Source organism: Methylobacterium sp. 1030 (assembly GCF_040544715.1).
Classification (GTDB): Bacteria; Pseudomonadota; Alphaproteobacteria; order Rhizobiales; family Beijerinckiaceae; genus Methylobacterium.
Genome location: NZ_JBEPKM010000002.1, coordinates 41,110 through 66,988, shown reverse-complemented (window position 1 = coordinate 66,988; position 25,879 = coordinate 41,110). Strand labels below are relative to the sequence as shown.

The following is a 25,879-nucleotide window of genomic DNA, read 5'->3' as shown; positions in this document are numbered from 1 at the left end:
GTCGTCGGCAGCGTTCGGCGTCCGTTTCCTCGGCGCAGAGCGGGACCGGAATTCGGTATCCACGGACGCACGCGTCGGATCGTTCGAGCGTGACCATTAACTTTCTTGGTAAACACGAAGTTAAGGTTTGATGGGCCCGGTAATGGCCGCGACCACGCGGCTGCTGAGGAACGGCCGCGCCTGTCGCGCTCCGGGCGGGCGGAGCCGTTGCTCCGGGAGCGGCGCGGCGTTTACATGCGGCCAACGCGGCGGGCCGTTCCGAGAGGCCCGCACCAGACGGGGGAAGCCAGAGATGCCGCAGTATCGCGCTCCGGTCGAGGATACGCTGTTCTTGCTCACCGACGTCCTCGGCTTCCATGCCCGGGACAACCTGGCGGGCTTCGCCGACGCCTCGCCCGACGTGGTCGAGGCCGTCCTGCGCGAGGGCGCAAAGCTCGCCGAGGAGGTGCTCGCGCCGCTCAACCGCACGGGCGACGTCGAGGGCTGCCGCCGCGAGGCCGACGGGACGGTGCGCACGCCGACCGGCTTCAAGGCCGCCTACGACACCTACGCCAGCGGCGGCTGGATGGGCCTGTCGGTGCCGGAGGCCTATGGCGGCCAGAGCCTGCCGCACACCCTGAACACGGCGATCCAGGAATTCGCCTCGGGCGCGAACCTCGCCTTCGGCATGTATCCCGGCCTGACGCAGGGCGCGATGGCCGCATTGCTGGTCCACGGCTCGGAGGAGCAGAAGGCGCTGTACCTGCCCAAGATGGTCGAGGGCGCCTGGACCGGGACCATGAACCTGACCGAGCCGCATTGCGGCACGGATCTCGGGCTTCTCAAGACCAAGGCCGTGCCGAACGGCGACGGCTCGTACAGCATCACCGGCACCAAGATCTTCATCTCGGCCGGCGAGCACGACCTCGCCGAGAACATCGTGCACCTCGTCATCGCGCGGATCGAGGGCGCGCCCGCCGGCACAAAGGGCATCTCGCTGTTCGTGGTGCCGAAATTCCTGGTGAACGCCGACGGGTCCCTCGGGGCGCGCAACGGCGTGTCCTGCGGCTCCCTCGAGCACAAGATGGGCATCCACGGCAACGCCACCTGCGTGATGAACTACGACGGGGCGACGGGCTGGCTCGTGGGCCAGGAGAACCGCGGCCTCAACGCCATGTTCGTGATGATGAACGAGGCGCGGCTCGCCGTCGGCGTCCAGGGCCTTGGGCAATCCGAGGTCGCCTACCAGAACGCCGCCGCCTACGCGAAGGACCGGATCCAGGGTCGGGCTCTGACCGGCGCCAAGGCGCCCGAGAAGGCCGCCGACCCGATCATCGTCCATCCGGACGTGCGCCGCACGCTGATGCAGATCCGCGCCTTCAACGAGGCGGCCCGGGCCCTCATGCTCTGGACCGCGCTCCAGGCCGACATCCTGCACCGCTCCGAGGATGCCAAGGAGCGGCAGGCCGCCGACGACCATCTCGGCCTGATGACCCCGGTGGTGAAGGGCGTATTCACTGACCGCGGCTTCGCCAACGCGGTCGAGGCCCAGCAGCTCCTCGGCGGCCACGGCTACATCGAGGAATGGGGCATGTCGCAGTTCGTGCGCGATGCCCGCATCGCCATGATCTACGAGGGCGCCAACGGTATCCAGGCCATGGACCTGATCGGCCGCAAGCTGCCGAAGGACGGCGGCCGGGCAATGATGACCTTCCTGGGCGAGGTCCAGACCTTCCTGAAGGACCACGGCGAGGATCCCGCCATGGCGCCGTTCACCAAGCCGCTCCAGGCCGGGCTGAACGACCTCCAGGGCGCCGTGATGTGGCTGATGCAGAACGCGTTCAGCAAGCCCGACAATGCCGGCGCCGGCGCGACCGACTTCATGCACCTCTTCGGCCTCGTGGCCCTCGGCTACATGTGGGCGAAGATCGCAAAGGCCGCCCAGGCCAAGCACGCCGAGGCCCCCTCCCCCCGCTGGGAGTCGAAGCTGACGAGCGGCCGGTTCTTCATGGAGCGGATGCTGCCGGAGACCGCCCTGCGCCTCAACCGGATCAAGGCCGGGGCCGAGAGCACCATGGCGCTGGAGGCGGAGGCGTTCTGAGCAGCCCGCCGGCTGTGCGCCTCGCGCCAGCCGGCGGCTTCTGGTCAGATCGCTGGAAGCACCGCCGTCCTTGCGAGCGGAGCGAAGCAATCCAGGGTCGCTTCACCGCGCTCGCGATGACGCCGGGCTCACGCACCGAGTGCCGCGTCCAGATCCTCGATCAGGTCGGCCGGATCCTCCAGGCCGATCGACAACCGCACCACGTCGGGTCCCGCGCCCGCGGCGGTCTTCTGCGCGTCGGTGAGCTGGCGGTGGGTCGTCGAGGCCGGGTGAATGATCAGGGAGCGCGTGTCGCCGATATTGGCGAGGTGCGAGAACAGCTGCAGGCTCGACACCAGCTTGACGCCCGCGTCGTAGCCGCCCTTGAGACCGAAGGTGAAGACGGCCCCCGCGCCGTTCGGCGTGTAGCGCCGGGCGAGCTGATGGTACCGGTCGGTCTCCAGGCCGGGATAGCTGACCCATGACACCGCCGGATGCGTCGACAGGTGCTTGGCCACCGTCAGCGCGTTGTCGGAGTGGCGCTGCATGCGCAGCGGCAGCGTCTCGATGCCGTTCAGGATCAGGAACGCGTTGAACGGCGACAGCGCCGGCCCGAGATCGCGCAGGCCCAGCACCCGGCAGGCGATGGCGAAGCCGAAATTGCCGAAGGTCTCGGCCAGAACCATGCCGGAATATTCCGGCCGCGGCTGGCTCATCATCGGGTAGCGCGCGTCGCCGGCCCACTGGAACGAGCCGCCGTCGACGATCAGGCCGCCGATCGAGTTGCCGTGGCCGCCGAGGAACTTGGTCGCCGAGTGCACCACGATGTCGGCGCCGTGCTCGAACGGCCGGATCAGGTACGGCGTCGCCATGGTGTTGTCGACGACGAGCGGGATGTTGTGCTTCTTGGCGATCTGCGACAGCGCTGCCAAGTCGGTGATGACGCCGCCGGGATTGGCGATCGACTCGCAGAAGATCGCCTTGGTGCGCGGCGTGATCGCCGCCTCGAAGGAGGCGGGGTCGTCGTTGTCGGCCCAGGCCACCGACCAGCCGAAGTTCTTGTACGAGTGGTTGAACTGGTTGATCGAGCCGCCGTAGAGCTTGTTGGAGGCCACGAACTCGTCGCCCGGCTGCATCAGGGCGTGCATGGTCAGGAACTCGGCCGCGTGGCCGGAGGCCACCGCCAGGGCTGCGGTCCCACCTTCGAGCGCCGCGATGCGCTCCTCGAGGACAGCGTTCGTCGGATTGGTGATCCGCGTGTAGATGTTGCCGAAGGCCTGGAGCCCGAACAGCGACGCGGCGTGGTCGACGTCGTCGAACACGAAGCTGGTGGTCTGGTAGATCGGCGTCGCCCGCGCGCCGGTGGCCGCGTCGGGGGCGGCGCCCGCGTGGATCGCCAGCGTGTTGAAGCCGGGCATGCGGTCGGACATCGTCGGGTCTCCTCAGAGCACCCGAGCCTGTACGCACGCCTGGGAGTGCGGCGCAAGACTCGGGCGCGAAGACTCGGGCGCGACCGAGCGCTTCGCAATCCCTAGGCGTCCGGCCGGTGGCCGATGTCGATATGCGGCTGGCCCGCATCGACCAGGGCACGGTCCACGGCCTCGATGGCGAGCAGGGTCCGGGTCAGGTCCTCGGCCATGGAGATCGGCGCCAGGTCGAGGCCGCCCAGGCGCCGCGCGATGGCGTTCCGCTGGCGGGCCAGGGCGGCGCGCGCCCGGTTCAGATCCTCGATCTCGTCGGCGGTCATCCGCGCTCCTTCTCGTCGGGGTGCCTCGCCGCGCTCAGGCGCCCGGCGTCCAGTCGATGTTCGGGCGCTGGGCCAGCATGCGCTCGAAGTAGTTGGCGACGGCCTGCGCCCCGTCCGTGTGCATCATCGCGACCGGATGCGCGAGGTAGGCGCGGGCAAGATCGACCGGAATCCGGCCGCCCTGGAGCGCGCTCAGCACCTCGTCGATGAAGGCGTCGTTGGCCTCGTTGAAGTCGTTCGACAGCTTCTTGCGGTCGTTGAGGGCCTTGATCGGCATGCAGCATCCTTGTCGCGCGGAGCCGGGTCGCGCCCGGCCGGAGGGCTCGGCCCGAACCGGGCCGCGGTGGGGAAGGTTCCGGCCATGGAACCTGACGGACAGGTCCAACTGGCGTGCGCGCCCACACCGCTCGGTAACCTTCCACACACGATCCGTGGAGCGGAGTCCCGCGCTCGAGCGTTTACCGGTCATGACGACCGAAATCACGCGCTCTCATACCGTCGAGATCGTCCCGTGCCTGGACGATCCGCGATGTTTTCGCTGGATCATCCGAAGCCGCGGCGGCGCAGTTGTGGAGCACTCGCCCTACGCGTTCGTGACACAGAACGGAGCGCGGATCTCCGGAGAGTGCTGGATGCGCGAGCATTTCGGCGACGGTCAGGTCGCGTAGGCTGCGGCCGCGACCGGCAGGGGCGGACACGACCTTCCATGTGGAATCTGCGCGGGTGTTTCCGCGCCGCGCCGGCATGTCGATGGCAGACGATCCCGCTGGATCATGCGCCGACCGGTCCGCGTCCTCCCGCGCGACCGTCGCGGCGGCCATCAAATACAACCTTGACGATGCTCACGAGCCGTAAGGCATCGGTTAAGCATTGTTTCGCTGGCCATATTTCTTTGTCAGAACTTTAATCACGCCCGACCAGTATCGCGCCGATTCTGTTTCTGACCAGGGTGCGAACGATGCTGAGCGGCGACGGAACGGTCCGGCACGACGATGCCGCGTCGCCCATGGGCGCGGTGACGTCGATCGAGGGATCCAAGGTCCATCTCGAACTCATCGTGCAGGGCGGCCGGCCCAGGGTGCGCGTCACCGTCGGCAATCTGGTTCGGATCCGTGCCGGAGAGGCGATCCTCGTCGGCATCGTCACCACGCTGTCCTCGGGCAGCGAGCGCGGGCACCGGCCGGGCGCCTACGCGAGCCTCGACCTGCTCGGCGAGATCCACGCGGCGCAGGGCGCGCACCGCTTCAGCCGCGGCGTGAGCTGCTACCCGGCGATCGGCGACGATGTGGAACTCCTGTCCGCCACCGACCTCCGGATCGTCCATCAGGTCTCGGCGACCGGCACGGCGGCCGTGGGCGCGCTCTACCAGGATCCCGAGACCCCGGCCTGCATCAAGATCGACGACCTGCTCTCCAAGCACTTCGCGGTGCTCGGCGCGACCGGTGTCGGGAAGTCAAGCGGCGTCACCGTCATCCTCGATGAGGTGATGCGGGCGCGGCCGGCCGTGCGCGTCTTCCTACTGGACGTGCACAACGAGTACGCCGCCAGCTTCGGCGACCGCGCGAGCGTCATCAGCCCGCGGACCCTCAAGCTGCCGTTCTGGCTGTTCAACCTCGAGGAGATCGCCGACGTCATCTACGGCGGCCGGCCGGCCGTGGACGAGGAGATCGAGATCCTGGCCGAGGTGATCCCCCTCGCGAAGAGCAAGTACGGGCAGTACAAGGAGGCGAGCGACCGCCAGATCGTGAAGCGGCCCTTCGGCAAGGGCGCCGGCTACACGGTCGACACGCCGGTCCCCTACATGCTGCAGGATCTGCTCGCGCTCATCGACGAGCGGATGGGTCGGCTCGAGAACCGCGTCTCCCGGATGCACTATCACCGGCTGATCACCCGGATCGAGGCGATCCGGAACGATCCCCGGCACGGTTTCATGATCGACAACGCCAATGTCGGCGGCGACATGATGGGCGAGATTTTGGCGCACCTGTTCCGGCTCGATCCCGACGGGCGGCCGATGACGATCATGCAGCTCGCCGGTCTGCCGATGGAGGTCGTCGACGCCGTCGTGTGCGTGCTGTGCCGCCTCGCCTTCGAGTTCGGCATCTGGAGCGAGGGCGCCGTCCCGCTGCTGTTCGTCTGCGAGGAGGCCCACCGCTTCGCCTCGGCCGACCGGTCGGTGGGCTTCACGCCGACGCGGCGCGCCCTGGCGCGGATCGCCCGCGAGGGCCGCAAGCACGGCGTCCATCTCGGGCTGGTCACCCAGCGCCCGGCCGAGCTCGACGCGACGATCATGTCGCAATGCAGCACCCTGTTCGCCATGCGCATGACCAACGCGCGCGACCAGGCCTTCCTGGCCGCGGCCGTTTCGGACGCCGCCAACCTCCTCACCTTCGTGCCGTCGCTGGGGACCGGCGAGGTCATCGCCTTCGGCGAGGGCGTGCCGATCCCGGCGCGGATGACCTTCCGGCCGCTGCCGTCGGCCCGTCACCCGCGCAACGACGCGAGCGGCAGGGCCGCCGAGGACGACGCGACTGTCGCCGGCGCGGCCTTCGTCGGCGCCGTCGTCGAGCGCTGGCGCGGCGCCACCATGAACAAGGTCGCCGGGTACGACGGCGATCCGGCCGCGGCGGCGCGCCTCGCGCGCGAGGCGGGCTCGGACGGCCCGCACGGCGCCGCCCTCGAGCAGGTGCATCGCCGTCTCCTCCGCCGCCCCCTGGAGGGCGGCGACCAAGCTCAGACCGGCGCCCAGACGGGCGCCCCGGCCGGCGCCCAGGCTGCCAAGCCCCTGTGGCAGCAGGGCGGGGCATGAGCGAGCCCGCTTTCCCGGAGCGTCGAACCCTGCTCGAGGCCGCCATCCAGGCGCTACCCGTCGGGGTCGTGGTCCATGACGGCCAGGGTCACTGCGTCCTCGCCAACGCCGCCGCGCGCGCCCTCGGGGACAGGGCCGTCCAGGCGCTTCCCGCCGCGGCGGCCGGCGCCCGGGACGCCGGGACCGTCGAGGCAGTCGACGACCGGATGCTCGAGGTGCGGACGCGGCCGGTCGCCGAGGACCGGGACGGTTTCACGCTGACGACCCTGATCGACGTCACGCAACATCACCGGATCCAGCGGGAGCTGATCACCAAGGCCTTCATCGACGCCCTGACCGGCCTGCCAAACCGGACGATGTTCGAGCAGAGCATCGCGGATGTCCTGGCGGGGTCCGCGCCGGGGGACCGGTTCGCCCTGGCCTTCATCGATCTCGACAACTTCAAGCACATCAACGACTACTACAGCCACGCCGCGGGCGATGCCCTGCTGCGCAAGGTGTCCGACCGGATCGGCGGCGCGCTGCGCCCGAGCGACCTCCTGGCGCGGATCGGCGGCGACGAGTTCGTGCTGCTCCTCGCTCCCGTCACCGACGGGGACGCGGCGCTGGCCGCCGTGCGCGCCATCTCGGAGCGCCTGAAGCAGCCGTTCTTCATCGACGGGCACGAGATCTTCGCTTCCGCCTCCATCGGCGTCAGCCTCTTCCCGGAGCACGGCGACAGCTACGAAACCCTCGCCCGGCAGGCCGACAACGCGATGTACCGGGTGAAGGGCGAGCTGAAAGGCGGCGTCAGCGTCTTCGACGACGCGATGAGCCAGGCCGCCACGGCCCGCATGGCCGTGGAGCAGCGCCTCCGGCTGGCGATCCGCGACCGCTGCTTCTGCTGCGCCTTCCAGCCCAAGGTCGACATGCGCTCCCACGCGGTCACGGGCGTCGAGGTGCTCCTGCGCTGGCGCGACGAGGTCGGCATGATCCAGGCGCCCGGCGACTTCATCGCCCTCGCCATCGAGCTCGGGCTGATCAACGAGATCACCCTGCAGCTCCTGGCCGAGACGGTGCGGGCGATGCCCGACATCGACGAGGTTTTCGGACCCGACGTCACCGTGAGCCTTAACATCGCCGCCAAACAGGCCTGCGACGTGCCGTTCATGACCGCCTTCTGCGCGGCGCTCGGCGAGACGGGACTCGCCGAGCGCTTCGTGCTCGAACTGACCGAGGAGGCCTTCTTCACGACGGGCCGCTTCCAGCGCGAGGTCCTGCCGAAGATCCGGGCGATCGGCGCGCGCGTCTCGATCGACGATTTCGGCGTCGGCTACTCGTCCCTCGCGGCCCTGGCGGACATCACCGCGGACGAGCTGAAGATCGATCGCTCGTTCATCACCGACATCGACAAGCGGCCGCGCAGCCAGATCGTCCTGAAGGCGATCGAGTCGCTCGGTGCGGCGCTGGGCATGACGGTGGTGGCCGAAGGCGTCGAGACCTTCGAGGAGGTCGCCTACCTGCTCGGCGCCACGCAGATCCGCTGCGCCCAGGGCTACTACTTCGCGCGCCCGCTGCTGCTCGACCAGATCCGGCAGGCCGAGCCGCCGCGCATGGCCGGGTCGCGCGGTCCGGCCGCGCGCGGCCGCGCGTTGGACCTGCGCGCGTCGGACCTCCGCGCGTCCAGCCTGATGCGGCGCGCCTGACGTCCGCCGCGCGGCCGCGGTGTCGTGTCAGGCGGCCAGCAGGGGCCGCCACACGCCCGCCGCGTCCGCGGCCATGGCGCAGATGACCACCTCGTCGATCGAGCGGCGCACCTCGACCACGTGCGGCACACCGGGAGCGAGGGGCGCCTCGACGCCGAGGTCGAATCCGTGCCGGCCGTCGCCCACGCCCGCCGCCGCGATGTCGGCGCGGTACTCCGCCGCCACCGTCACCGCCACGATCGTCCCGTCGACCACGATGTCCAGGCATACGGGGGCGTCGGGCTGCGCGGCGTCGTGGGCCCAGCCGGCCACGCGCAGCGCGCCGTCCGCGCGCAGCGCGCAGCGATCCAGCCACGCCCGCACGGCGCCCGGACGCGACGTCGCGCCGGCCCGACGGATCAGCCGCCTGCGCAGGGCGGCGAGCTGGGGACCGAGCGCGGTGCGCGGCGCGTAGGCCTGCGGACCGATCGCGCTGTCGTCCGGATCGCGGCCGTCGAAGAGCCGCCGGAGGCCGGGAGCGGGCAGGAAGCTCTCGGCCGGCGCGCCCTCCGCCAGCAACAGGTCGTGGCTGTCGAGCTCGATATGCCAGTAGGTGAGATCGATCACGCGCTCACCGCGGGTGATGCTGGTTCCGTTGACGAGGTGGCCGGCGGCGACGAACAGCCCGTCCAGCCAAACGGCGTGGTCCGGCGAGACGAGCAGGTCGCGGGCGGGGACGCCGTCGTCGAGCGCGCCGGCCCGGATGCGCACAGGCCGCTCGGTCGGCGGGGCCGACGATCCGGGATAGGTGCGGCGACCGATCCACCGGATCGGCCGAAGCAGGCCCGCGGCCGTGACGACCCTGTCGCCCACCGCGAGCCGCTCGACAGCGACGTCGCCGCGGTCGGTCCTGATGGACGTGCCGGTGCAGTAGCACGGGGCGTTCCCCGGCGCCGCGGTCCCTTGAGCCGTGCCGGAGGACGATTGAGAAGATCCATTCGACCCGTTGGCGCCCGATGCAGGCGCCGTCGAACCGGAGTTCGACCCGGTCGCGCCCGGCTGCGCTCCGGCCGCGCCGGCGCCCGACCGGAGACCGGCCGTCGCCCCGTACAAACCCGGGTCTCGGCCATCCGGCGACGACACGCGGTCCTGCGGCACCGCGACCGCGTTGGGGTTGTTCGAGTAGACGCGGATATAGTCGATGCTCGAGCTGAAGCGGGTGCCCGTCGTCGCCGTGCTCTGCACGGCCAGGTTGGCCAGCAGATACATGGGGCTGTGCAGGTCGGACGGCGTCGCCTGCGAACCGACGAGCTGACCGTCGACGTAGAAACTGATGCGATCGGCCTGCCAGTTCATGCCGTAGGTGTGATACCCGTTGGGATTGGGCATCTCGCTGTAGACTTGGCGGGTCTGCTGCCAGGTCGTTCCGGGCGGCTGCGGGTCGGTCGTGTGGATCGTGCTGTAGACGCCGCGGTCGTTGTTTCCGTAATGCTCGACGACGTCGAGCTCCTGGTGTCCGTTGGCGCTGCTCGACTGCGGGCTCTGCTGATTCGGCAGCAGCCAGAAGGCGTCCCAGGCATCGGGATTGTTGGAGAAATCCGCGCGGATCTCGAAGTAGCCGTAAGTCTGCGAGAAGTTGCCCTGCGTGCTGATGAGGCCGGACTGCCAGCTCCCCGGATAGCCGGACGCGCTCGTCCCGGGCGGCGCCGCCGTGATCGTCAGGACACCGTTCTGGACGCTGAAGGGATCGTAACCGGACCCGGAATCGAGGAACGAGGACCGGCCGAAGCCGATGTCGGAGTTGGCGTCGTACCGCCACTCGGTGCGAATATCGCGGTAGGTCGTCCCGACGCCGTTCTGCGAGATGCTGCGCGCGTTGAACTCGTCGTCGTAGGTCAGGCGATAGCCCGTCAGATCAAGCATCGACGCCGTCTCATCACCATTCTGGTTCGCCGGACGTGGCGCGCTGTCAAATCAAGATTGCCAACAAGCAATCCGCGAATAGTTAATAATGTCCTGCGTGTCGCGCGGACGAAGTGAGCATCGGCTGCGACAGGCCGTGGCCTGAACGCCCGCCGGTCGCGTCGCGCCATCGAGCAGGCAAAGACGACACGGTTAAGGCTGACTAACCGTATCGGCCACGTGGCGCAAATCAGTCACGGCGCCGCGCGGCTGCGGCCGTACTGGCTGACGGTCAATCGAGGCGCCGCACGGAACGGCCGTGACGGGCTGGAGGGCCGGTGACGGCGGGGGCCTGTACCGCGTCATCGCGGCCAGCGGATCGGAACGCTGGGTGATGCTCGACCGGATGCTCGGACGTCGCCGCGCGATGAGCCTCGGGTCCGCCCCTGCTGTCGCCGTAGAGGCTGTTCAGGCAGGCGATCGGTGCCGGCCCGCAAGCCATTGCAGCTCCGATCTTCCGGGCCAGAACGCGCGTTCAGTGGAAGGAGCCGGCGCAGTCGCACGCGATCGCGGGGGCAAGCGGCGATCCGATCCAGCACGTGGCCTTGTCCAGGGCGACCGATGAGCGACAGGCCGCGCTCGCCGCCCTCTTCGGTCGGGCCGTGCGGCCTCGCGGGTCGGCGGCACCTCCCAGGATGCACTGATCGGACAGTCCCCCGACGAGGAAGCGACTGCATTCCGTTGGATGCAGCCGCTTCCTGGATCGCGTTGCAGCGCCTCAGAGGAAGCCGATCGAGAACCAGGGGACGAGGATGATGGCGAGCAGCCCGACCAGCAGGGCCAGGATGTAGCCGACGATCGGGCGCATCCCGGCGTCGGGGTTGATCCGGCTGATGGCGCAGGCCGCGTAATAGCCGACGCCGAAGGGTGGGGCGAACAGGCCGATGCCCATCGCGAGGATGACCACCATCGAATAGTGCACCTCGTGGACCCCGACTGCCCGCGCGATCGGGAACAGCAGCGGCCCGAACAGCACGATCGCCGGTATGCCCTCCAGCACCGAGCCCAGGATGATTAAGGCGAAGGCCGAGACGAACAGGAACCCGAGCGCGCCGCCCGGAAGGCCCTTCATCACGACGGCCAGCGTCTCCGAGAAGCCCGACTGGGTGAGCGCCCAGGCCATCCCGGTGGCCGCGCCGATGATCAGCAGGATCGCGCCGGACAGCGCGGCGGTGGTCACCAGCATCGGGTAGAGCCGCCGCCACTCGAACTGGCGGTAGATCAGCAGGCCGGCCAGCGCCGCGTAGACGATGCCGATGGTCGAGACCTCGGTGGCGGTGGCGATGCCCTCGACCACGGCGAAGCGGATCACGAACGGCAGCGCCAGCGCCGGGATCGCCACCAGGAAGGCGCGACCGATGACCCGGCCGGACGGCCGGGCGACGTGGCTCAGGTCTTCGCGGCGGTAGCGCCACCAGACCAGCGCGCAGAGCGTCGCGGCGAGGACGAGGCCCGGCATCAGGCCGCCGGTGAACAGCGCGGTGATCGACACGCCGGTGACCGAGCCGATGGTGATCAGCACGATCGAGGGCGGGATCGTCTCGGTCTGCGCGCCGGTGGTGGCGAGCAGGGCCACGAGGTCGCCCTCCTTGGCACCGCGGGCCTTCATCTCGGGGAACAGCACGGGGGCGACGGCGGCCATGTCGGCGGCCTTGGAGCCGGAGATGCCCGAGACGAGGTACATGGCCCCGACCAGCACGTAGTGCAGGCCGCCGCGGACGTGGCCGAGCAGCGAGGCCAGGAAGCCGACCATGGCCTTGGCCATGCCGGTCATCTCGATCAGCAGGCCGAGGAATACGAACAGCGGCACGGCGAGCAGGATGAGGTGGCTCATGCCCTCGTCCATGCGGCCGACCACGACCATCGACGGGGCGTTGGTGGTCAGCGTGATGTAGGCGAAGGTCGACAGGCCGAACGCGAAGGCGATCGGCACGCCGGAGAAGACCAGCGCGCCGACGCCGACGACGAAGAACAGCAACAGGTTGAGGTTGCCCAGCCCCGCCAGCCAAGGCTGGAGGGCGGCGAGCCCACACGCGACCGCAACGCCGAGCACCAGTGCGCCGGCCGTCATCCGCCAATCGGCCGTTTCGAAGAGGCGGATGACGGCGACCAGCAGCATCAGGCCGAGGCCGATCGGCAAGGCAGCGGCGCGCCACGCATTGTTGAGATCGAGGGCCGGCGTCTGGACGTAGATTTCCTCGGCCGCGAACTCGTAGGCCGGGTGCAGGACGAGGCTCACGAAGATCAGGCCGGCCACCAGCGCGACTGTTTCCAGAAAGGCGCGGCTGCGGGGTCCGGTCATGGCGACGATCGCCGTCATGCGCATGTGCTCGGCGCGGCGGAAGGCGACCACGGCGCCCAGCATGGCGAGCCACAGGAACAGGATGCCGGCGAGTTCGTCCGACCAGACGAGCGGCTCATGGAAGACGTAGCGGCTCACGACGCCGGCGAGCAGCACCCCGATCTCGGCCAGCACCAGCAGGGCGGCCGGGATCTCGACGAGATGACCGAGGAACCGATCGGCGGTCCCGAGCCATGGGTGACCGCTCAGCGGGGGCCCGTGCAGGCCGTGACTGGGCGTTGCCTCGACAGAGGCGGCAGCAGCGATATCGACGTGCATGACACCCCACTCTCAACCGAGCTTGCCGGATACGGCTTCGAGGTGGCTCCAGCCGACTTCACCGAACTTCGCCTTCCAGTCCTTGTAGAAACTCGTCTTGGCGAGAGCGGCACGGAATGGCTCGCGGTCGACATCAATGAACCTGATCCCTTTCTCTGACAGGGTCGTGCGCAGAGAGTCGCTGAGCCTGGCCACGTCCGCACGCTGATCCTGACCCGAGCGGTCGAACTCCCTGGTCACGATCGCGCGCAGGTCCTCGGGCAGCTTCTGCCAAGCGCGCTTGTTTCCGAGGATCCAGTAGCCGTCCCAGACGTGGCCGGTCAGGCTGCAGGACTTCTGCACCTCGTAGAGGCGCGTCGTGGCGATGATCGGCAGCGGGTTCTCTTCGCCCTCCACGACCTTGGTTTGGAGCGCCGAGTACAGCTCGTTGAAATTGATGGGCGCGGCCCCGGCGTCGAGGGCCTTGAAGAGCGAGGTCAACATCGGTGCTTGGGGCACGCGGATCTTGAAGCCCTTCAGATCCTCGGGCGTCCTGATCTCACGGGTCGAGGAGGTGATCTGACGGAAGCCGTTGTCCCAGCTCTTGCAGATGGTCGTGATCGGCGTCTTGGCGATCTCGGCGCGGACATAGTCGCCGAGCGCCCCGTCCATGGCCTTCCAGACGGCATCGTAATCCTTGAAGGCGAAGCCGGTGTTGGGCAGGCTGGACGCCGGCACGAAGGTCGACAGGATCGAGTGTGAGAGGTTGAAGAACTCGACCGAGCCGTTCCGCACCTGCGACAGCAGGTCGGTGTCCGAGCCGAGTTGATTGGCCGGGAACATTTTGATGTCGACGCGCCCGCTCGTCGCCTCGCGGATCCGGTCGCACGCTTCCTGCGCCCGGACGTTGACCGGATGGGTCGGGTCCTGCCCGGTGGCGAGCTTGTAGCCGAATTCGGCGGCCTCGCCCCGGCGCGTGATGATGCCGAAGATCGGGACAGCCGCGGCGCCGGCAAGAAGTGTCCGACGGCTTATGTTGAATGTGCTCACGATGTCACTCCCTGATGATGCTCGGTGGCGCGATCCGGCCTGCTACGGTCTTTGAGATCGCCGGCCTCTGCCCATGCGTGCAGGTCGCCCTTTTGCTGAGCGTTTTTATTGTTTTGATCGAATATTGAATTCGTTAATTGTTTTCAGGCGCGCATCATCGCTCGGAGCGCGCGATGCGACCGAATGAATAGAGAAATCTTTCTACGGCACAGCATGATCGCGGACGCGGAGATCCGCGATCATCTCAATTCAGCTCAATTATGGGTGCGAGTAGTCGCTTGTTGTCGCGAGCGACGGCTGCGCCTACAGCCAACCGCGGATGCTTCGAACCATCGCCTCGGTCGAGATGCCGTAGCGGTCGTGAAGGGTCGGCAGCGCTCCGGCGTCGAGGAACTCGTCCGGCAGGCCGACTTGACGGAAGCCGCGCTCCGGCAGGGTACCGTCGCGCATCAACAATCCCGCCACCGCCTCGCCGAGGCCGCCGACCACCGAGTGGTTCTCGGCAACGACCACGAGGCGCCCACCGCGACGGGCCTCGGCCAGGATCGTCGCCGCGTCGAGCGGCTTGATCGTCGGCACGTGCAGCACCGCCACGTCGACCCGATCCTCGCGCAGGGCCTCGGCCACCTCCAGGGCGCGCATCGTCATCAGGCCCGACGAGATCACCAGCACGTCGCGGCCATCGCGGATCGTCTTGGCCTTGCCCCACTCGAACCGGTAGCCGTACTCGTCGAGCACCAGCGGGACGTTGCCGCGCAGCAGCCGCAGGTAGACCGGGCCCTGGTGGGCGACCATCGCCGGGACCATCTGCTCGATCTCGTGCGCGTCGCACGGGTCGAGGATCGTCATGTTCGGCATGCCGCGGAAGATCGCGACATCCTCGGTCGCCTGATGGCTGGGCCCGTAGCCGGTGGTCAGGCCGGGCAGCGCGCAGGCGATCTTAACGTTGAGGTTCTCCTCCGCGATCGCGAGGCAGATGAAATCGTAGGCGCGCCGCGCCGCGAACACCGCGTAGGTGGTGGCAACTGAGACGAACCCCTCGCGGGCGAGGCCGGCGGCCGCGCTCATCAGGAGCTGCTCGGCCATCCCCATCTGGTAGAACCGGTCAGGGTGGGCCTGCGCGAAGATGTGCAGGTCCGTGTACTTGGCCAGATCCGCCGAGAGGCCGACGATGTCGGGCCGGGTCTTGGCGAGCTCCACGAGGGCGTGGCCGAACGGGGCGGGCTTCGTGCGCTGCCCAGGGGCGGCCAGCGAGGCGATCATCGCCGAGGTCTTGGCGCCGCCGCCGACGCGCGGCGCGGGCCTCTCATATTTCGAGCGTCTCACTGCACCCTCCCCTCGTCCAGGATCTCCAGCGCCTGCGTCCACTCGGCCGGCTCGACCCGCAGGAAGTGGTTGCGCTCGCGCTCCTCGAGGAACGGCACGCCCTTGGCCATCTTCGTGTCGCAGATGATCACCCGGGGTTCGGGACCCGGATGGTGCCGGGCGGCATCGAAGGCCTTCACGAGCGCGTCGAGGTCGTTGCCGTCGACCCGCTGAACGAACCAGTTGAACGCCTCGAACTTCGGCGCCAGCGGCTCGAAGTTGAGAACCCCGTGCGAGGGGCCGTCCGCCTGCATGCCGTTCACGTCGACGATGCCGATCAGGTTGTCGAGCTTGAACGACCCGGCCGACATGGCGGCCTCCCAGGTCGAGCCCTCGTCGAGCTCGCCGTCGGAGAACAGGTTGTAGACGAAGCTCTTCGCGTTCTTCCGCTTCAGGCCCAGCGCCATGCCGACCGCGATCCCGAGCCCGTGGCCGAGCGACCCGCCGGTGATCTCCATGCCGGGCGTGTAGGCGGCCATGCCGGACATCGGCAGGCGGCTGTCGTCGCCGCCGTAGCTCGTCAGCTCGTCCTCCGGGATGATCCCGGCCTCGATCAGCGCCGCGTAGAGGGCGATGGCGTAGTGGCCGATGGAGAGGCAGAAGCGGTCGCGGCCCTCCCATTCCGGATCCTCCGGACGGTAGGTCATCGCGTGGAAGTAGCTCACCGCCAGCACATCGGAGATGCCCAGCGCCTGGGCGATGTAGCCCTGGCCCTGGACCTCGCCCATCAGCAGGGCGTGGCGGCGGATATTGTAGGCCCGATCGGCCAGCGAGATGTTCGAACCCTCGTGGGGCCGTTCGGTTGACATGAGGTCCTCCCTCTCAGTGGATCAGCATGCCGCCGTTCACGTCGATCACCGCGCCGGTGATGTACGCGGACAGGTCGGAGGCCAGGAACAGGCAGGCATTGGCGATGTCGTCGGCGACGCCGAGGCGGCCGAGCGGGATGCCCTTGGCGATCTCGACCTTGAGCTCGGGGGTGAGCTTGTCGCCGGTGATGTCGGTCTGGATCAGACCGGGAGTGACGGAATTGACCCGGATGCTGTCAGCGCCCAGTTCGCGGGCCATGGCCTTCTGCAGGCCGAGGACGCCGGCCTTCGCCGCGGAATAGTGCGGACCGCCGAAGATGCCGCCGCCGCGCTGGGCCGAGACCGACGACATGCAGACGATCGAGCCGGATTTCTGCTTCCGCATCTGCGGGACCACGGCCTGGCTCATGTAGAGCGTGCCGCGCAGGTTGACGTCGGTGACCGCGTCGTAGTTCTCCGGTCCCACATCCATCAGCTTGAGCGGCTGGGTGATGCCGGCGTTGTTGATCAGCACGTCGATCGAGCCGAGGCGGGCGATCGTCTCATCGGCGGCAGCTTGGCATGCGCCCCGGTCGGTGACGTTGCAGGCGAGGCCGAGATGGCCGTCACCGAGGTCGCGGGCGGCCGCCTCGGCCTGGCCGGCGTCGAGGTCGAGGATGACGACGCGGGCGCCCTGCTTCGCGAAGAGCCGGGCGGTGGCCTTGCCGATGCCGCGGGCGGAGGCCGCCCCGGTGATCACGCAGACCTTGTTCTCGAGAAGCATGTAGACCCTCCCTGCAAACCGGCCGAACCCGGCTTCTTCTGCGATGGGAGGCGGAGAAAGCGTGGCATGAAGCCAGCTCACCCTCTCGGGCCGCGCTCTGACGGGCGTCAGCGTCCGAGCCGTTTCCTCGCGTCCTATCGTTGACGCCCTTATGGCTGCCCGAGAGGCAATGAACAAACGCGAAGATTGCATTCAAACATGAATGAAATTCATTAAACGCTATTCCAGCTCCGAGCTCGGCGATACAGACAGTTCTCTAGCGAGCCAGCGCGCGAAGATCCTCAGAGGTTCGCGCCGTCGCGATGATGGCGGAAAGACGAGATGGTGACCGGTGTAGTGGATATCCACTGAACGACCTGCAAGCGGTGCCACGAGGCGTCCGATCGTCATTTCCCGTTCCGCGAGACGTGTCGACTCCAGGGCGACGCCGAGGCCGTCGGCCGCTCCGGTCAATGCCAGGAAGCTGCGGTCGAAGCGCAGGGCTGCGGATGCCGGCGCCGTCAGGCCGTTCTTGTCGAACCAGTGCGGCCAGCGCACCAGCTTCGTGTCGCTCTGGATCAAGGGATGCCGGAACAGATCGGACGGCTTCTTGATCTGCTCTGCTCGCGACGGGTCGCAGAGCGGTGTCACCGTTTCAACGCCGAGAGGCATGCGCAGCAAGCCCTCGCCGCGCGGGGGGCCGTAGACGATATCGGCATCGAACTCGTCGTTGGTGAAGCGCGCGTAGTCCATGCCTGCGGCCAGTCGCACCTCCATCCCAGGATGGTCGCGCAGAAAACCCGACAGCCGGGGCGTCAGCCACTGTGCGGCAAAGCTCGGGGCGCAATGCAGGCGCAGCAATTGCGAGCCGCGCGTCGAGATCATGTCGAGCCCGCGATGCAGCTCGGCGAAAGCCCGGCTGACGTGGTCGAGGAGCGCCTCTCCCGCTGTCGTTGGCGCGATACCCTGCCCGACGCGCTCGAAGAGAGGCACGCCGAGCGACTCCTCGAGCTTGCTCATGGCGTGGCTGACAGCGCTGGCCGAGAGGTTCAGCTCGCCGGCAGCCTCCTTGAAAGAGCGACGTCGCGCCGCTGCCTCGAAGATGCGGAACGCGGACAAAGGAAGATCCGAAGCCATGACGCTATCTTAAAGTCTTCCATTTTACGAGAGTATCGCATCGCCTATTTGCGAGCAGTTTCCTCACGATGCTTGATCTTGTTGCGCTGACTGCATCCGCGACAATGAATAACGCGTCACGATGCCCTACTCGCCTTATGACCGGTCGCCTTCCGGGTTGAGGGTCTAGGCATTCCATAGGGGCACCTGCCGCATGAGATGATGCGCCAGTGTCTGGTCGAAGCAACACCTATCGGACCGCTTCCCCTTCTGTCCGCGCGGGGAACCAGCGCGCATCGGTCCAATCAGCAGGATCGAACCGGAGGCAGCATGTCCGCTTCGAGACGAAAGCGCGACATCCGATTGCGATCCTGAGCGGACAATCAGGACCGGCTCCGGCAGCCCGACACGGTCGTCGCGTTCCTCGCACGCCCACTTTTCTGGACGCGCTTCGGATCCGGGGACCGGTCGCGCGAAAATCCATGAGGCCGTACAAGCTGGACGAGGATAGACCGGGCTGCCCCTCGAACTCGGCTCGACTGGTATCGGTGACGCTGTACTCGACGTTCTCGAGATCAGTCGACCCGGTGGCGACGACCAAGCCGACCACCTACAGGCCACACAGGTAACCGCTCACCTGATAGAAGCGGCGTCGGTCTGAGCGAGCGTGCGGAGCCGGCAGAGGCTTGCAGGCGAGATCCGGCACATCGGCCGCGAGTCTATCGATCGTCAGCTCACCCGTCAGTGGAGATGGCGTGGTAGCCGCCGGCCATCCTGCCGATGAGTGGCCTCGCGTCGCGGCTCACACGCTGGTGACGTCGGGCGCGCTTCCGCGTCGTGAGGGGGCAAGAGCGCCCTCGATCAGTTCATCTTCCGGCGCCGGTCCTGCACCTCTTGCTGCGCAAGCTTCCGGCCCAGCGATATCAAGAGCGCGTCGGCCAGCGCTTTCAGAGCCGGATCTCGCAACTCCACAATCGCCTGCTGTGCGGCGATGGCGCGATCGGCGGCCCGGTCGAGCGCGGTTTCATCGGGGCGGCGCGTGCCCTCCGCGAAAGTGCCCTCGCTCATCCGCAGTGAGGTGATGTCCACGAGGATGCCGCCACCACCGACCGGTCGCCCCTGATGATCAGCGGTGAAGCGGCCTCGCGCCAGAACCCAGCGGGTCTGACGGTCGACCGAGATGACCCTGTACTCGGTCAGGAAGGTGCTACCTTCGCCGGCGCTGCGCCGGATCAGATCGAGAACCCGCACCCGATCCTCGGGGTGTATGGCTTCGACGTATTGGGTCAGTGGAACGCCCGCCTCCGCCTGCTGCGGGTCGACATCGAAGAGCAGCGCCACGAAGGCGTCCGAGCGCGCGCAGTCCGTCGCCGCGTCCCACTCCCACTGGCCGATGACGTCGAGTTCATCGAGCGCCGACTGAAATGCCTTCGGACACGTCTGACCGCCAAGGGATCGGGGCTTCGGCACGCCGTACCTGCTCTCGCTGTTCGCTCACACCCATGTGACCTGTCGCACGACACAACCACAAAGGGCAAGCTTTGCGCTAGCACAACCGTTGCGCTTCACACGCATTCAAATAGAATTTGAAACGGTATAACAGTGTACACGGCGCGTGCGGGACGCCGAGACGGAGGCCTATGAGCAGCAAGACGCCGCCCCCCAGCGCCCTTCATCATGAGGAGGAATGCTGGGTCTCGACGCTTCGGCAACAGAGAACGGAACGGCTCCTGAGTCGTATCGCGGAAGCGGTGCAGGTGCCGCCCTCTGCGTTCTACAGGCCACCGAACGCCGTCGATGCGAAAGCGTCCGCCGCGGCAATTCCGGTGGCCCCGGTCGCCAGCGACGCTGAGTGCGCGGAGTTGCTGGCCGCTTTCAATTTAGTCCGTGATCCTGAGGATCGACGCAGGCTCCTGGAGCTGATGCAGAAGACGGCCGAGCGCGCCTGAGGCTGAACAGCCGGCCCTCCGCCCGGTGAGCCGATCGGGACGTCGCGACGTGGAATATGCGACCGCCTCAGAATCCGATCCGATCGGCCGCCTTCCTGAGCGCCGGCGATGGGCTGCCTATCCAGCTGGTGCGGCCGTTCTCATACAGCCGGCCCCACGCGCGCCGCCCGCCCGGCGCGAATATCACCTGAAGTTTATGGTCGAGGCAGTCGTGGACTTTGCACACGTCAGCGAGCAGGTAGGTTTCGCCATCCGCTTTTACTTCTCTGGAAGGTTGGGACGGTCCGTTCGACGTGCGGCTATAGGCCGTCACCCACTTCGGCACTGAAGGACCACTTCTCAGCATCGCGTTGTAGGCGCGCTCGTAGTCGGGTCGGCGCAGCAGATCGAACAGGTAGACATCCGCAGCAGCGGCCGGTCCGACAGCGACGAGACTGAGTACAGCGAAGACTGTGTGCATAAGAATGAGAATAGCTCAGCCGCCGGCGCCGGCAACTGCTGGACCCAAGACATCAGCCTTAGCAATATGGTCCGCGGTATGCGACACCCGTCTGGTTCTTCCAGACCATTATCTCCGGCCCCGCCGACACCGCCGCGCGGGGCTATTGTGCATTCTGCTCTTCAGACGCGCTCTCAGGCTGTTAGGGTCCTGATTGGGGCTGATGCTCGGGTGGGTGGGGATGAGCCCTGCCCGCGAGCCGTATCTGCCCGACGTTTCCGATGAGGAACGGGCGCCGGTCGCGCACGAACTGACGCTGCTGCGCGAGGATGCCGGTCAGCGCGAGCATGCGTTGCGGGAGGTGTTCAGCGCGCTGCGCCACATCGTCAGGACCGGCTGCCTGTGGCGGCTGAGGCCGCACGACCTGCCGCCCTGGTTTGCCGTGTATCGGCAGGCGCAGCGCGGACTATCAGGTGGCTGCTTCGAGCAACGGGCCGAGGATCCGCGCGCGGTGCTGCACCTCGCCGCGGGTCGGGCGCCGGAGCCGACCGCAACCATGCTCGACGGCCGGACCTCGCGCTCCTCGCCCGAGAGCGGCGAACGAGCGGGCTACAATGGGGCCAAGCGCGAGAAGGGCTCGATGCTGCGCATGGCGGTGGAAACCCTCGGCCCTCTCCTGACGCGGCACGTCACTTCAGAATCAACCCTTGGGCGACTCGACGTGTCTCAGTTCCATGAAAAGTATAGTCGCCGGCAACGCGCGTCGTTATATTTCTGTTCACTTCGGTAATTTAATTTCTGCATTGTTTCCGAGTCGAGCTTGATCAATTTCGAGCGCCGTTGTCCATGAGCCCGCCGAAAAAGCGGCGCGTTGAGTCAGAAAGATAGCGATCCATGTCTTCGATCACCCTGTCGGCCGCGACGCGTCAGAACCTGCTCTCGCTGCAGGACACCGCCCAGCTGATGTCGACCACCCAGAACCGGCTCGCGACCGGCAAGACCGTCAACTCCGCCCTCGACAACCCGACCAACTTCTTCACCTCCCAGGCCCTCGACGGACGCTCCTCGAGCCTGAACTCCCTCCTCGACGGCATCTCCAACGGCATCCAGTCGATCCAGGCCGCCAACCAGGGCATCACCTCGATCCAGAAGCTGGTCAGCCAGGCCAAGTCGATCGCCAGCCAGGCGCTCTCGACCCAGCTCTCCACCACCGGCACCGCCGCCAACGCCTACAGCGCCAGCACCGCCTCCTCGACCGTGCTCCTGACCATCAACGGCAGCTCGGTCTCGGCCACGGTCGCCGCCTCCTCGAGCATCAGCGCCACCGTCGCGGCGCTCAACGCCGCGGTCAGCTCGGCCTCGACCGCGTCGAGCGGTGCCTTCGGCGCCGGCGCGATCTTCTCGGCCGACAGCACCGGCACCAAGATCGTCCTGAACGCCCAGGCGGACGTGGAATTCCAGAACTCCGGCAGCCAGACGGCGCTCGGCTTCACCGCCTCGGCCACCACCGCCTCGACCTACGGCACCGCCGCCAGCACCGTGATGTCCAGCGACCTGTCGATCTCGGGCGTGACGCAGCGCGCCTCGCTGGCCAACCAGTACAACAACCTGCTCAACCAGATCACGCAGCTCGCCAGCGACGCCAGCTACAACGGCGTCAACCTCATTGCCGGCAAGGGCAATGACATGAACATCAAGTTCAACGACACCGGCAGCTCGAACCTGAACGTCGCCTCGGTCGACGCGACCTCCAGCGGCCTGGGCCTGTCGTCGATCACCAGCTCGAACAGTTCGTCGAGCCAGAACGGCCTCGGCAACTTCCTGCTGAACGCGGACGTCAACAAGACCTTGTCGACCCTGACCAAAGCCGACGCGACCTTGAATTCCGCGGCGAGCGCGCTGGGCTCGAACCTGTCGGTGGTTCAGAACCGCCAGGACTTCTCCAAGCAGCTGATCAACGTGCTGCAGACGGGCTCGGCCAACCTGACCAACGCCGACCTGAACCAGGAGGCGGCGAACTCGCAGGCGCTGTCGACCCGCCAGTCGATGGGCATCTCGGCCCTGTCGCTGGCCAACTCAGCCCAGCAGGGCGTCCTCCAGCTCCTGCGGTAAACCTCACCCTGAGCGTCTACACCACGCCCGGAGCTCGGCTCCGGGCGAACGCATTCCAAGGTATGGATGGTGGCTCCCGGCTACCGGCGATCGATTGCCGGGCGCCGAAAGCTCGCAGAAGCGAGACGATTACAGCGCTACTGCCCGGAACGTAGGGGAATCGTAGATCTGGAAGCAGCCTGCCCAGTGCAGGGCCAGAGATGCTCCAGTGCCCTATGTTGAGGAACCTCAATTCATTCTGAGCCGATGTCGATGACTGACTGGCGGATGGCTGCTTTCGGGATCAGCCAGACAGCTGTCCACAAAGCGGTATGGGTCGGCACCAGTCCGTTCGGTCCTGGAGCCGGTCGATCCGATCCAGCAGCCGCTCGAGCACGGACAGGGCCGGGAGGATGTCGGTCGGAGCGAGGAGCCGGGCCTGGGCCTCGGCGCGGGCAGCGTTGCCTCAGGTGAGAAACAGAAACAGGGCGCCGGTCGCGCGCAGCGGCTCCGAAGTCAGCCCGGCGACGTCGCCGACGATGAGGTCCGGCAGCTCCGCCGGCGCGATGTCGTCATACAGGTCGTGGACGGTGCAACGCCGCGCGGGGCCGAGGGAACGTGCGAGGCGCCCGGTCCGGATCATCAGAGATCAGCAACAGCCCGCCCAAGGCGGCCTCCGTGCGACGACGGGGCGGTGCAGCGTCCAGCTTCGATTGGCGGCCACAGTCACAGAGTGGGCGGAAACCGCTGCGTCGAGTTGGCGAGCTCCTCTGCCGCGCTCACGAAGCTTCGCAAGGCTTCGATCGTGGCAGCATCCTGCAGCCCAAGCTCATGGAGCGAGAGATCCATATCCTTGATCGGGTGCTCCAACGCGCGGCTCAGTTGGAGCAGCCTTTCGCCGCCGGCCTAGATGTGCGGCGCGCGCGCCGAGATCCTCGCCCCGCGCGTACGCGGCAGCGAGATTTGCGTGCAGCCGGTCGGACTGGTCTGAGCCGTTCGGCCGGGCCGGGACGACGCGGATCTCGGCCGTGGCCACCCTCAGGCGGCGCGCACGGTTGCGAGGAAGCGGGCGACCTCGGCGCCGAGATGCTCGGATTGCCGCGACAGCTCCGAGGCCGCCGACAGGACCTGGCCGGCGGCCGCCCCCGTCTCCTCCGAAGCCTGCGCTACGCCCGCGATGTTGCCCGTAACCTCGCTGGCGCCTGCCGCCGCCTGGCTGACGTTGCGCACGATCTCCTGGGTCGCCGCGCCCTGCTCCTCGACGGCGGCCGCGATCGAGGTCGCCACGCTGTCGATCTCCTGGATGCGGCCCGTGATCCCGCCGATCGCCGTCACCGCCTGCGCGGTCACCCCCTGGACCTCGCCGATCTGGCGCGCGATCTCCTCGGTCGCCTTGGCGGTCTGCTCGGCCAGCGCCTTCACCTCGGAGGCCACGACCGCGAAGCCCCGCCCGGCCGCGCCGGCGCGGGCCGCCTCGATGGTGGCGTTGAGCGCCAGCAGGTTGGTCTGGCCGGCGATGCCGGAGATCATCCCGACCATGTCGCCGATCCGCGCGGCGTTCTGGCTGAGCGCCTGGACGAGGTGGGCGGTCTGGTCGGCCTCGCCGACCGCGGCCTGGGCGAGGTGGGCCGAGCCGGTCACCTGCCGGCCGATCTCCTGCACGGAGGAGCCGAGCTCCTCGGCGGCGGCAGCGACCGTGTTGACGTTGGTCGACGCCTCCTCGGCGGCGGCGGCCACGGTGGTCGACTGGGATGCGGTCTCCTGGGCGGTGGCGGTCATCTGCTGGGCGGTGGCCTGGAGTTCGGTGGCCGAGGACGAGACCAGGCCGACGATCCCGCCGACGGCGCGCTCGAAGCCGTCGGCGAGCTCGATCATGGTACGCTTGCGCTCGGCAGCCGCGGCCTCATCGGCGCGGCGTTTCACCTCGGCCTCCTCGGCGGCCTTGCGGGCGACCATGGTCTTGATGCCCTCGACGGCCTGGCCGACGGCCCCGATCTCGTCGCCGCGGGCGGCCTCGCGGATCTCGGCGTCGACCGCGCCCTTGGCCATCCGCTGCAGGACGCCCACGAGGCTGCCCAGCGGGCGGGTGATGCCGAAGATCACGATCAGGGCGGAGAGCGCGACGGCGCTGACGAGGCCAGCCACGGAGGCGCCGATCAGCACGGTTTTAGCCGTGGTGACGGCCTGCTCGGAGTCATCGCGGGCTTGGCGCAGCTCGGCGTTCAGCCGCGTGACGCGACCTTGAACAAAATCCCGCATCTTGGTGCGCGCGGCAGAAGCGTCAGTCAGAAGGACCTTAGCAGCAGCTTCATTGTCATTCTTGAGGCCGAGCGCGTTGGATTTATCCAGAGCAGAGTAGAACTCCTTGAGAATACTCTGGAGAGTTTCGTTGGTGACCTTCCGATCGGGCGTGTCCGCCATCGCGATCAAGGTGTTCGCAGCATCGAGTGACGTCTTTACAGCCGCATCGTACCGCACTTTATAGCCGGCCATCTCCTGCTCGCGGGTTTCGAGAATGAGGTTGCGCGCCTGGATCGCTGCATCGTTGGTGTTGACCTGAACAGCCAAGATCCGTTCGAGGCGGACTGCCTGCGTGTCGACGATCTCGCGCATTTGCCCTGCGAGTAGATTGAGCTCTCCGATGGCGTAATGAACCAGGCCGGCGGCGACTGCGGCCATGATCAGCAGCGGAACAGACGCCTTGATCAGGATACTGGAGTTTCGCAGCATAGAGGCACCACTTTATACTTCTTTAAGTGACACAAAGTAATCTGCATTACTTAAAATAATATTAAAATACATTGATTATGCAGATCATGCAACAGAGATTTCAATATAATATTCGATAATAGAATGATGGAGCAGATTACGAGTGTGCACCTGAATATCGTTATCTGGAGATACGACAACGCAATCAATCGATGATTAATGGCGAATATCGGTATCCAGGATGCATTCGCGAGACAGGTCACGCTCGATGGCTGGCTGCCTCGGCATCATCATCGGTGTAGCAGATTTGATCGCGGTCACCGCCGCCTTATGGCGCACCGCATGCCTGATCCTTAACATTCAGCGTCGGGGTAAGCTCCAAGACAGCCGACGCCCTCTTAAGCCTCATGGCAGTTGACGTATCTGACCCGTCAACGGTCCGAGGCGTGACGCGATCGCGGCCAGGCGATCGGCGATTGCCGAAAACTTGCAGCTTCATCCCGGCTACCGGGATATCCTCTGGAAGAAGCCCGCACCCGAGGGTCCGACGGTCTCTATAGAGATCCAGAAGACTTGCCCCACGGCAATCGCGTTCCGGGATGTGAGACCGCACTCAATCGATGGAGTCCGACGATCCGTGGAAGGCCGCTTTCAGGAACCGTCAGCTCCGTTCCGGCCGTCTGGGTTGGGTCGCGATTGGCCGTGAGCATAGTCACGCTGACAGGGCCCTGTTCCGAGCAGACAAAATCCGGCGCTGGAGCGCTGTTAT

At 67.3% G+C, this 25,879-nt stretch carries 20 protein-coding genes and 1 pseudogene; 7 read left to right on the top strand and 14 right to left on the bottom strand.

Going from position 1 to position 25,879, the window contains the following annotated elements:
* Positions 1–292 precede the first annotated feature (292 nt).
* Positions 293–2,080: an acyl-CoA dehydrogenase C-terminal domain-containing protein gene (locus tag ABIC30_RS02520; RefSeq protein WP_354453852.1), complete on the top strand. Its 1,788-nt coding sequence runs from the start codon at positions 293–295 to the stop codon at positions 2,078–2,080.
* A gap of 128 nt (positions 2,081–2,208) precedes the next feature.
* Here the strand turns inward: ABIC30_RS02520 and ABIC30_RS02515 are convergent, their stop codons facing one another.
* From ABIC30_RS02515 to ABIC30_RS02505, 3 genes are all read right to left on the bottom strand, one after another.
* The gene (locus ABIC30_RS02515; protein ID WP_020091369.1) at positions 2,209–3,489 is read right to left on the bottom strand and encodes an O-acetylhomoserine aminocarboxypropyltransferase; all 1,281 of its coding nucleotides are present in this window, start codon (positions 3,487–3,489) and stop codon (positions 2,209–2,211) included.
* A 101-nt stretch (positions 3,490–3,590) separates the two neighbouring features.
* Positions 3,591–3,806, bottom strand: coding sequence for a hypothetical protein (locus ABIC30_RS02510; RefSeq protein WP_056522126.1), 216 nt, complete (start codon positions 3,804–3,806; stop codon positions 3,591–3,593).
* A 34-nt stretch (positions 3,807–3,840) separates the two neighbouring features.
* A complete protein-coding gene (locus tag ABIC30_RS02505) occupies positions 3,841–4,083 on the bottom strand; it encodes a hypothetical protein (RefSeq protein WP_020091367.1) in 243 nt (80 codons plus the stop codon).
* Between the two features lie 190 nt (positions 4,084–4,273).
* Here ABIC30_RS02505 and ABIC30_RS02500 point away from each other — a divergent pair, with 190 nt between their 5' ends.
* From ABIC30_RS02500 to ABIC30_RS02490, 3 genes are all read left to right on the top strand, one after another.
* On the top strand, positions 4,274–4,474 hold the full coding sequence (locus ABIC30_RS02500) for a hypothetical protein (protein ID WP_056522129.1): 201 nt from the start codon (positions 4,274–4,276) through the stop codon (positions 4,472–4,474).
* A 290-nt stretch (positions 4,475–4,764) separates the two neighbouring features.
* Positions 4,765–6,615 (top strand): ATP-binding protein, encoded by a 1,851-nt coding sequence (locus tag ABIC30_RS02495; RefSeq protein ID WP_354453849.1) that lies wholly within the window; start codon positions 4,765–4,767, stop codon positions 6,613–6,615.
* On the top strand, positions 6,612–8,300 hold the full coding sequence (locus tag ABIC30_RS02490; protein WP_354453848.1) for a putative bifunctional diguanylate cyclase/phosphodiesterase: 1,689 nt from the start codon (positions 6,612–6,614) through the stop codon (positions 8,298–8,300). Before ABIC30_RS02495 ends, ABIC30_RS02490 begins: the two co-directional genes overlap by 4 nt.
* 27 nt (positions 8,301–8,327) lie before the next feature.
* On the opposite strand, the gene ABIC30_RS02485 is transcribed toward ABIC30_RS02490, so the two are convergent.
* The 8 genes from ABIC30_RS02485 to ABIC30_RS02450 all read right to left on the bottom strand — a co-directional run bounded on the left by ABIC30_RS02485 (position 8,328) and on the right by ABIC30_RS02450 (position 19,392).
* The gene (locus ABIC30_RS02485) at positions 8,328–10,202 is read right to left on the bottom strand and encodes a Hint domain-containing protein (RefSeq protein ID WP_354453846.1); all 1,875 of its coding nucleotides are present in this window, start codon (positions 10,200–10,202) and stop codon (positions 8,328–8,330) included.
* Positions 10,203–10,959: 757 nt separating this feature from the next.
* Positions 10,960–12,861, bottom strand: coding sequence for a TRAP transporter large permease (locus ABIC30_RS02480; RefSeq protein ID WP_354453844.1), 1,902 nt, complete (start codon positions 12,859–12,861; stop codon positions 10,960–10,962).
* A gap of 12 nt (positions 12,862–12,873) precedes the next feature.
* Positions 12,874–13,890 (bottom strand): TRAP transporter substrate-binding protein, encoded by a 1,017-nt coding sequence (locus ABIC30_RS02475; RefSeq protein ID WP_354453842.1) that lies wholly within the window; start codon positions 13,888–13,890, stop codon positions 12,874–12,876.
* Between the two features lie 303 nt (positions 13,891–14,193).
* On the bottom strand, positions 14,194–15,216 hold the full coding sequence (locus tag ABIC30_RS02470) for a transketolase family protein (RefSeq protein WP_354453840.1): 1,023 nt from the start codon (positions 15,214–15,216) through the stop codon (positions 14,194–14,196).
* Positions 15,213–16,064, bottom strand: coding sequence for a transketolase (locus tag ABIC30_RS02465; protein ID WP_056522141.1), 852 nt, complete (start codon positions 16,062–16,064; stop codon positions 15,213–15,215). The genes ABIC30_RS02470 and ABIC30_RS02465 overlap by 4 nt, the downstream gene beginning before the upstream one ends.
* A gap of 13 nt (positions 16,065–16,077) precedes the next feature.
* Positions 16,078–16,827 carry an SDR family NAD(P)-dependent oxidoreductase gene (locus tag ABIC30_RS02460; RefSeq protein ID WP_056522144.1) on the bottom strand — a complete coding sequence of 250 codons (750 nt, stop codon included), beginning with the start codon at positions 16,825–16,827 and terminating at the stop codon, positions 16,078–16,080.
* Between the two features lie 219 nt (positions 16,828–17,046).
* Positions 17,047–17,943 (bottom strand): LysR substrate-binding domain-containing protein, encoded by an 897-nt coding sequence (locus tag ABIC30_RS02455; RefSeq protein WP_091924202.1) that lies wholly within the window; start codon positions 17,941–17,943, stop codon positions 17,047–17,049.
* A gap of 840 nt (positions 17,944–18,783) precedes the next feature.
* Complete coding sequence (locus ABIC30_RS02450) at positions 18,784–19,392, bottom strand: PAS domain-containing protein (protein WP_020091354.1); 609 nt, start codon at positions 19,390–19,392, stop codon at positions 18,784–18,786.
* A gap of 170 nt (positions 19,393–19,562) precedes the next feature.
* Here ABIC30_RS02450 and ABIC30_RS02445 point away from each other — a divergent pair, with 170 nt between their 5' ends.
* Positions 19,563–19,871 (top strand): hypothetical protein, encoded by a 309-nt coding sequence (locus ABIC30_RS02445; RefSeq protein WP_354453837.1) that lies wholly within the window; start codon positions 19,563–19,565, stop codon positions 19,869–19,871.
* Between the two features lie 67 nt (positions 19,872–19,938).
* Here ABIC30_RS02445 and ABIC30_RS02440 read toward each other — a convergent pair whose 3' ends face one another.
* Entirely contained in the window at positions 19,939–20,331 is a 393-nt protein-coding gene (locus ABIC30_RS02440; protein WP_081636440.1) for an Ivy family c-type lysozyme inhibitor, read from the bottom strand.
* A 220-nt stretch (positions 20,332–20,551) separates the two neighbouring features.
* Between ABIC30_RS02440 and ABIC30_RS02435 the strand changes: the two are divergent.
* Together ABIC30_RS02435 and ABIC30_RS02430 are read left to right on the top strand one after the other, a co-directional pair.
* Positions 20,552–21,004, top strand: a pseudogene (locus ABIC30_RS02435) (IS5/IS1182 family transposase); the annotation flags it as partial.
* 200 nt (positions 21,005–21,204) lie between these two features.
* Positions 21,205–22,422: a flagellin N-terminal helical domain-containing protein gene (locus tag ABIC30_RS02430; RefSeq protein WP_234081149.1), complete on the top strand. Its 1,218-nt coding sequence runs from the start codon at positions 21,205–21,207 to the stop codon at positions 22,420–22,422.
* Between the two features lie 445 nt (positions 22,423–22,867).
* Here ABIC30_RS02430 and ABIC30_RS02425 read toward each other — a convergent pair whose 3' ends face one another.
* Both ABIC30_RS02425 and ABIC30_RS02420 read right to left on the bottom strand, forming a co-directional pair.
* Entirely contained in the window at positions 22,868–23,044 is a 177-nt protein-coding gene (locus ABIC30_RS02425; RefSeq protein ID WP_020096387.1) for a hypothetical protein, read from the bottom strand.
* A 395-nt stretch (positions 23,045–23,439) separates the two neighbouring features.
* A complete protein-coding gene (locus ABIC30_RS02420) occupies positions 23,440–25,131 on the bottom strand; it encodes a methyl-accepting chemotaxis protein (protein ID WP_354453834.1) in 1,692 nt (563 codons plus the stop codon).
* Between the last annotated feature and the right edge of the window lie 748 nt (positions 25,132–25,879).

Excerpts from the sequence above, each read along its gene's own strand:
- ABIC30_RS02520 (WP_354453852.1), top strand. The coding sequence starts at position 293 with ATGCCGCAGTATCGCGCTCCGGTCGAGGATACGCTGTTCTTGCTCACC.
- ABIC30_RS02515 (WP_020091369.1), bottom strand. The coding sequence starts at position 3,489 with ATGTCCGACCGCATGCCCGGCTTCAACACGCTGGCGATCCACGCGGGC.
- ABIC30_RS02510 (WP_056522126.1), bottom strand. The coding sequence starts at position 3,806 with ATGACCGCCGACGAGATCGAGGATCTGAACCGGGCGCGCGCCGCCCTG.
- ABIC30_RS02505 (WP_020091367.1), bottom strand. The coding sequence starts at position 4,083 with ATGCCGATCAAGGCCCTCAACGACCGCAAGAAGCTGTCGAACGACTTC.
- ABIC30_RS02500 (WP_056522129.1), top strand. The coding sequence starts at position 4,274 with ATGACGACCGAAATCACGCGCTCTCATACCGTCGAGATCGTCCCGTGC.
- ABIC30_RS02495 (WP_354453849.1), top strand. The coding sequence starts at position 4,765 with ATGCTGAGCGGCGACGGAACGGTCCGGCACGACGATGCCGCGTCGCCC.
- ABIC30_RS02490 (WP_354453848.1), top strand. The coding sequence starts at position 6,612 with ATGAGCGAGCCCGCTTTCCCGGAGCGTCGAACCCTGCTCGAGGCCGCC.
- ABIC30_RS02485 (WP_354453846.1), bottom strand. The coding sequence starts at position 10,202 with ATGCTTGATCTGACGGGCTATCGCCTGACCTACGACGACGAGTTCAAC.
- ABIC30_RS02480 (WP_354453844.1), bottom strand. The coding sequence starts at position 12,861 with ATGCACGTCGATATCGCTGCTGCCGCCTCTGTCGAGGCAACGCCCAGT.
- ABIC30_RS02465 (WP_056522141.1), bottom strand. The coding sequence starts at position 16,064 with ATGTCAACCGAACGGCCCCACGAGGGTTCGAACATCTCGCTGGCCGAT.
- ABIC30_RS02460 (WP_056522144.1), bottom strand. The coding sequence starts at position 16,827 with ATGCTTCTCGAGAACAAGGTCTGCGTGATCACCGGGGCGGCCTCCGCC.
- ABIC30_RS02455 (WP_091924202.1), bottom strand. The coding sequence starts at position 17,943 with ATGGCTTCGGATCTTCCTTTGTCCGCGTTCCGCATCTTCGAGGCAGCG.
- ABIC30_RS02445 (WP_354453837.1), top strand. The coding sequence starts at position 19,563 with ATGAGCAGCAAGACGCCGCCCCCCAGCGCCCTTCATCATGAGGAGGAA.
- ABIC30_RS02440 (WP_081636440.1), bottom strand. The coding sequence starts at position 20,331 with ATGCACACAGTCTTCGCTGTACTCAGTCTCGTCGCTGTCGGACCGGCC.
- ABIC30_RS02430 (WP_234081149.1), top strand. The coding sequence starts at position 21,205 with ATGTCTTCGATCACCCTGTCGGCCGCGACGCGTCAGAACCTGCTCTCG.
- ABIC30_RS02425 (WP_020096387.1), bottom strand. The coding sequence starts at position 23,044 with ATGATCCGGACCGGGCGCCTCGCACGTTCCCTCGGCCCCGCGCGGCGT.
- ABIC30_RS02420 (WP_354453834.1), bottom strand. The coding sequence starts at position 25,131 with ATGCTGCGAAACTCCAGTATCCTGATCAAGGCGTCTGTTCCGCTGCTG.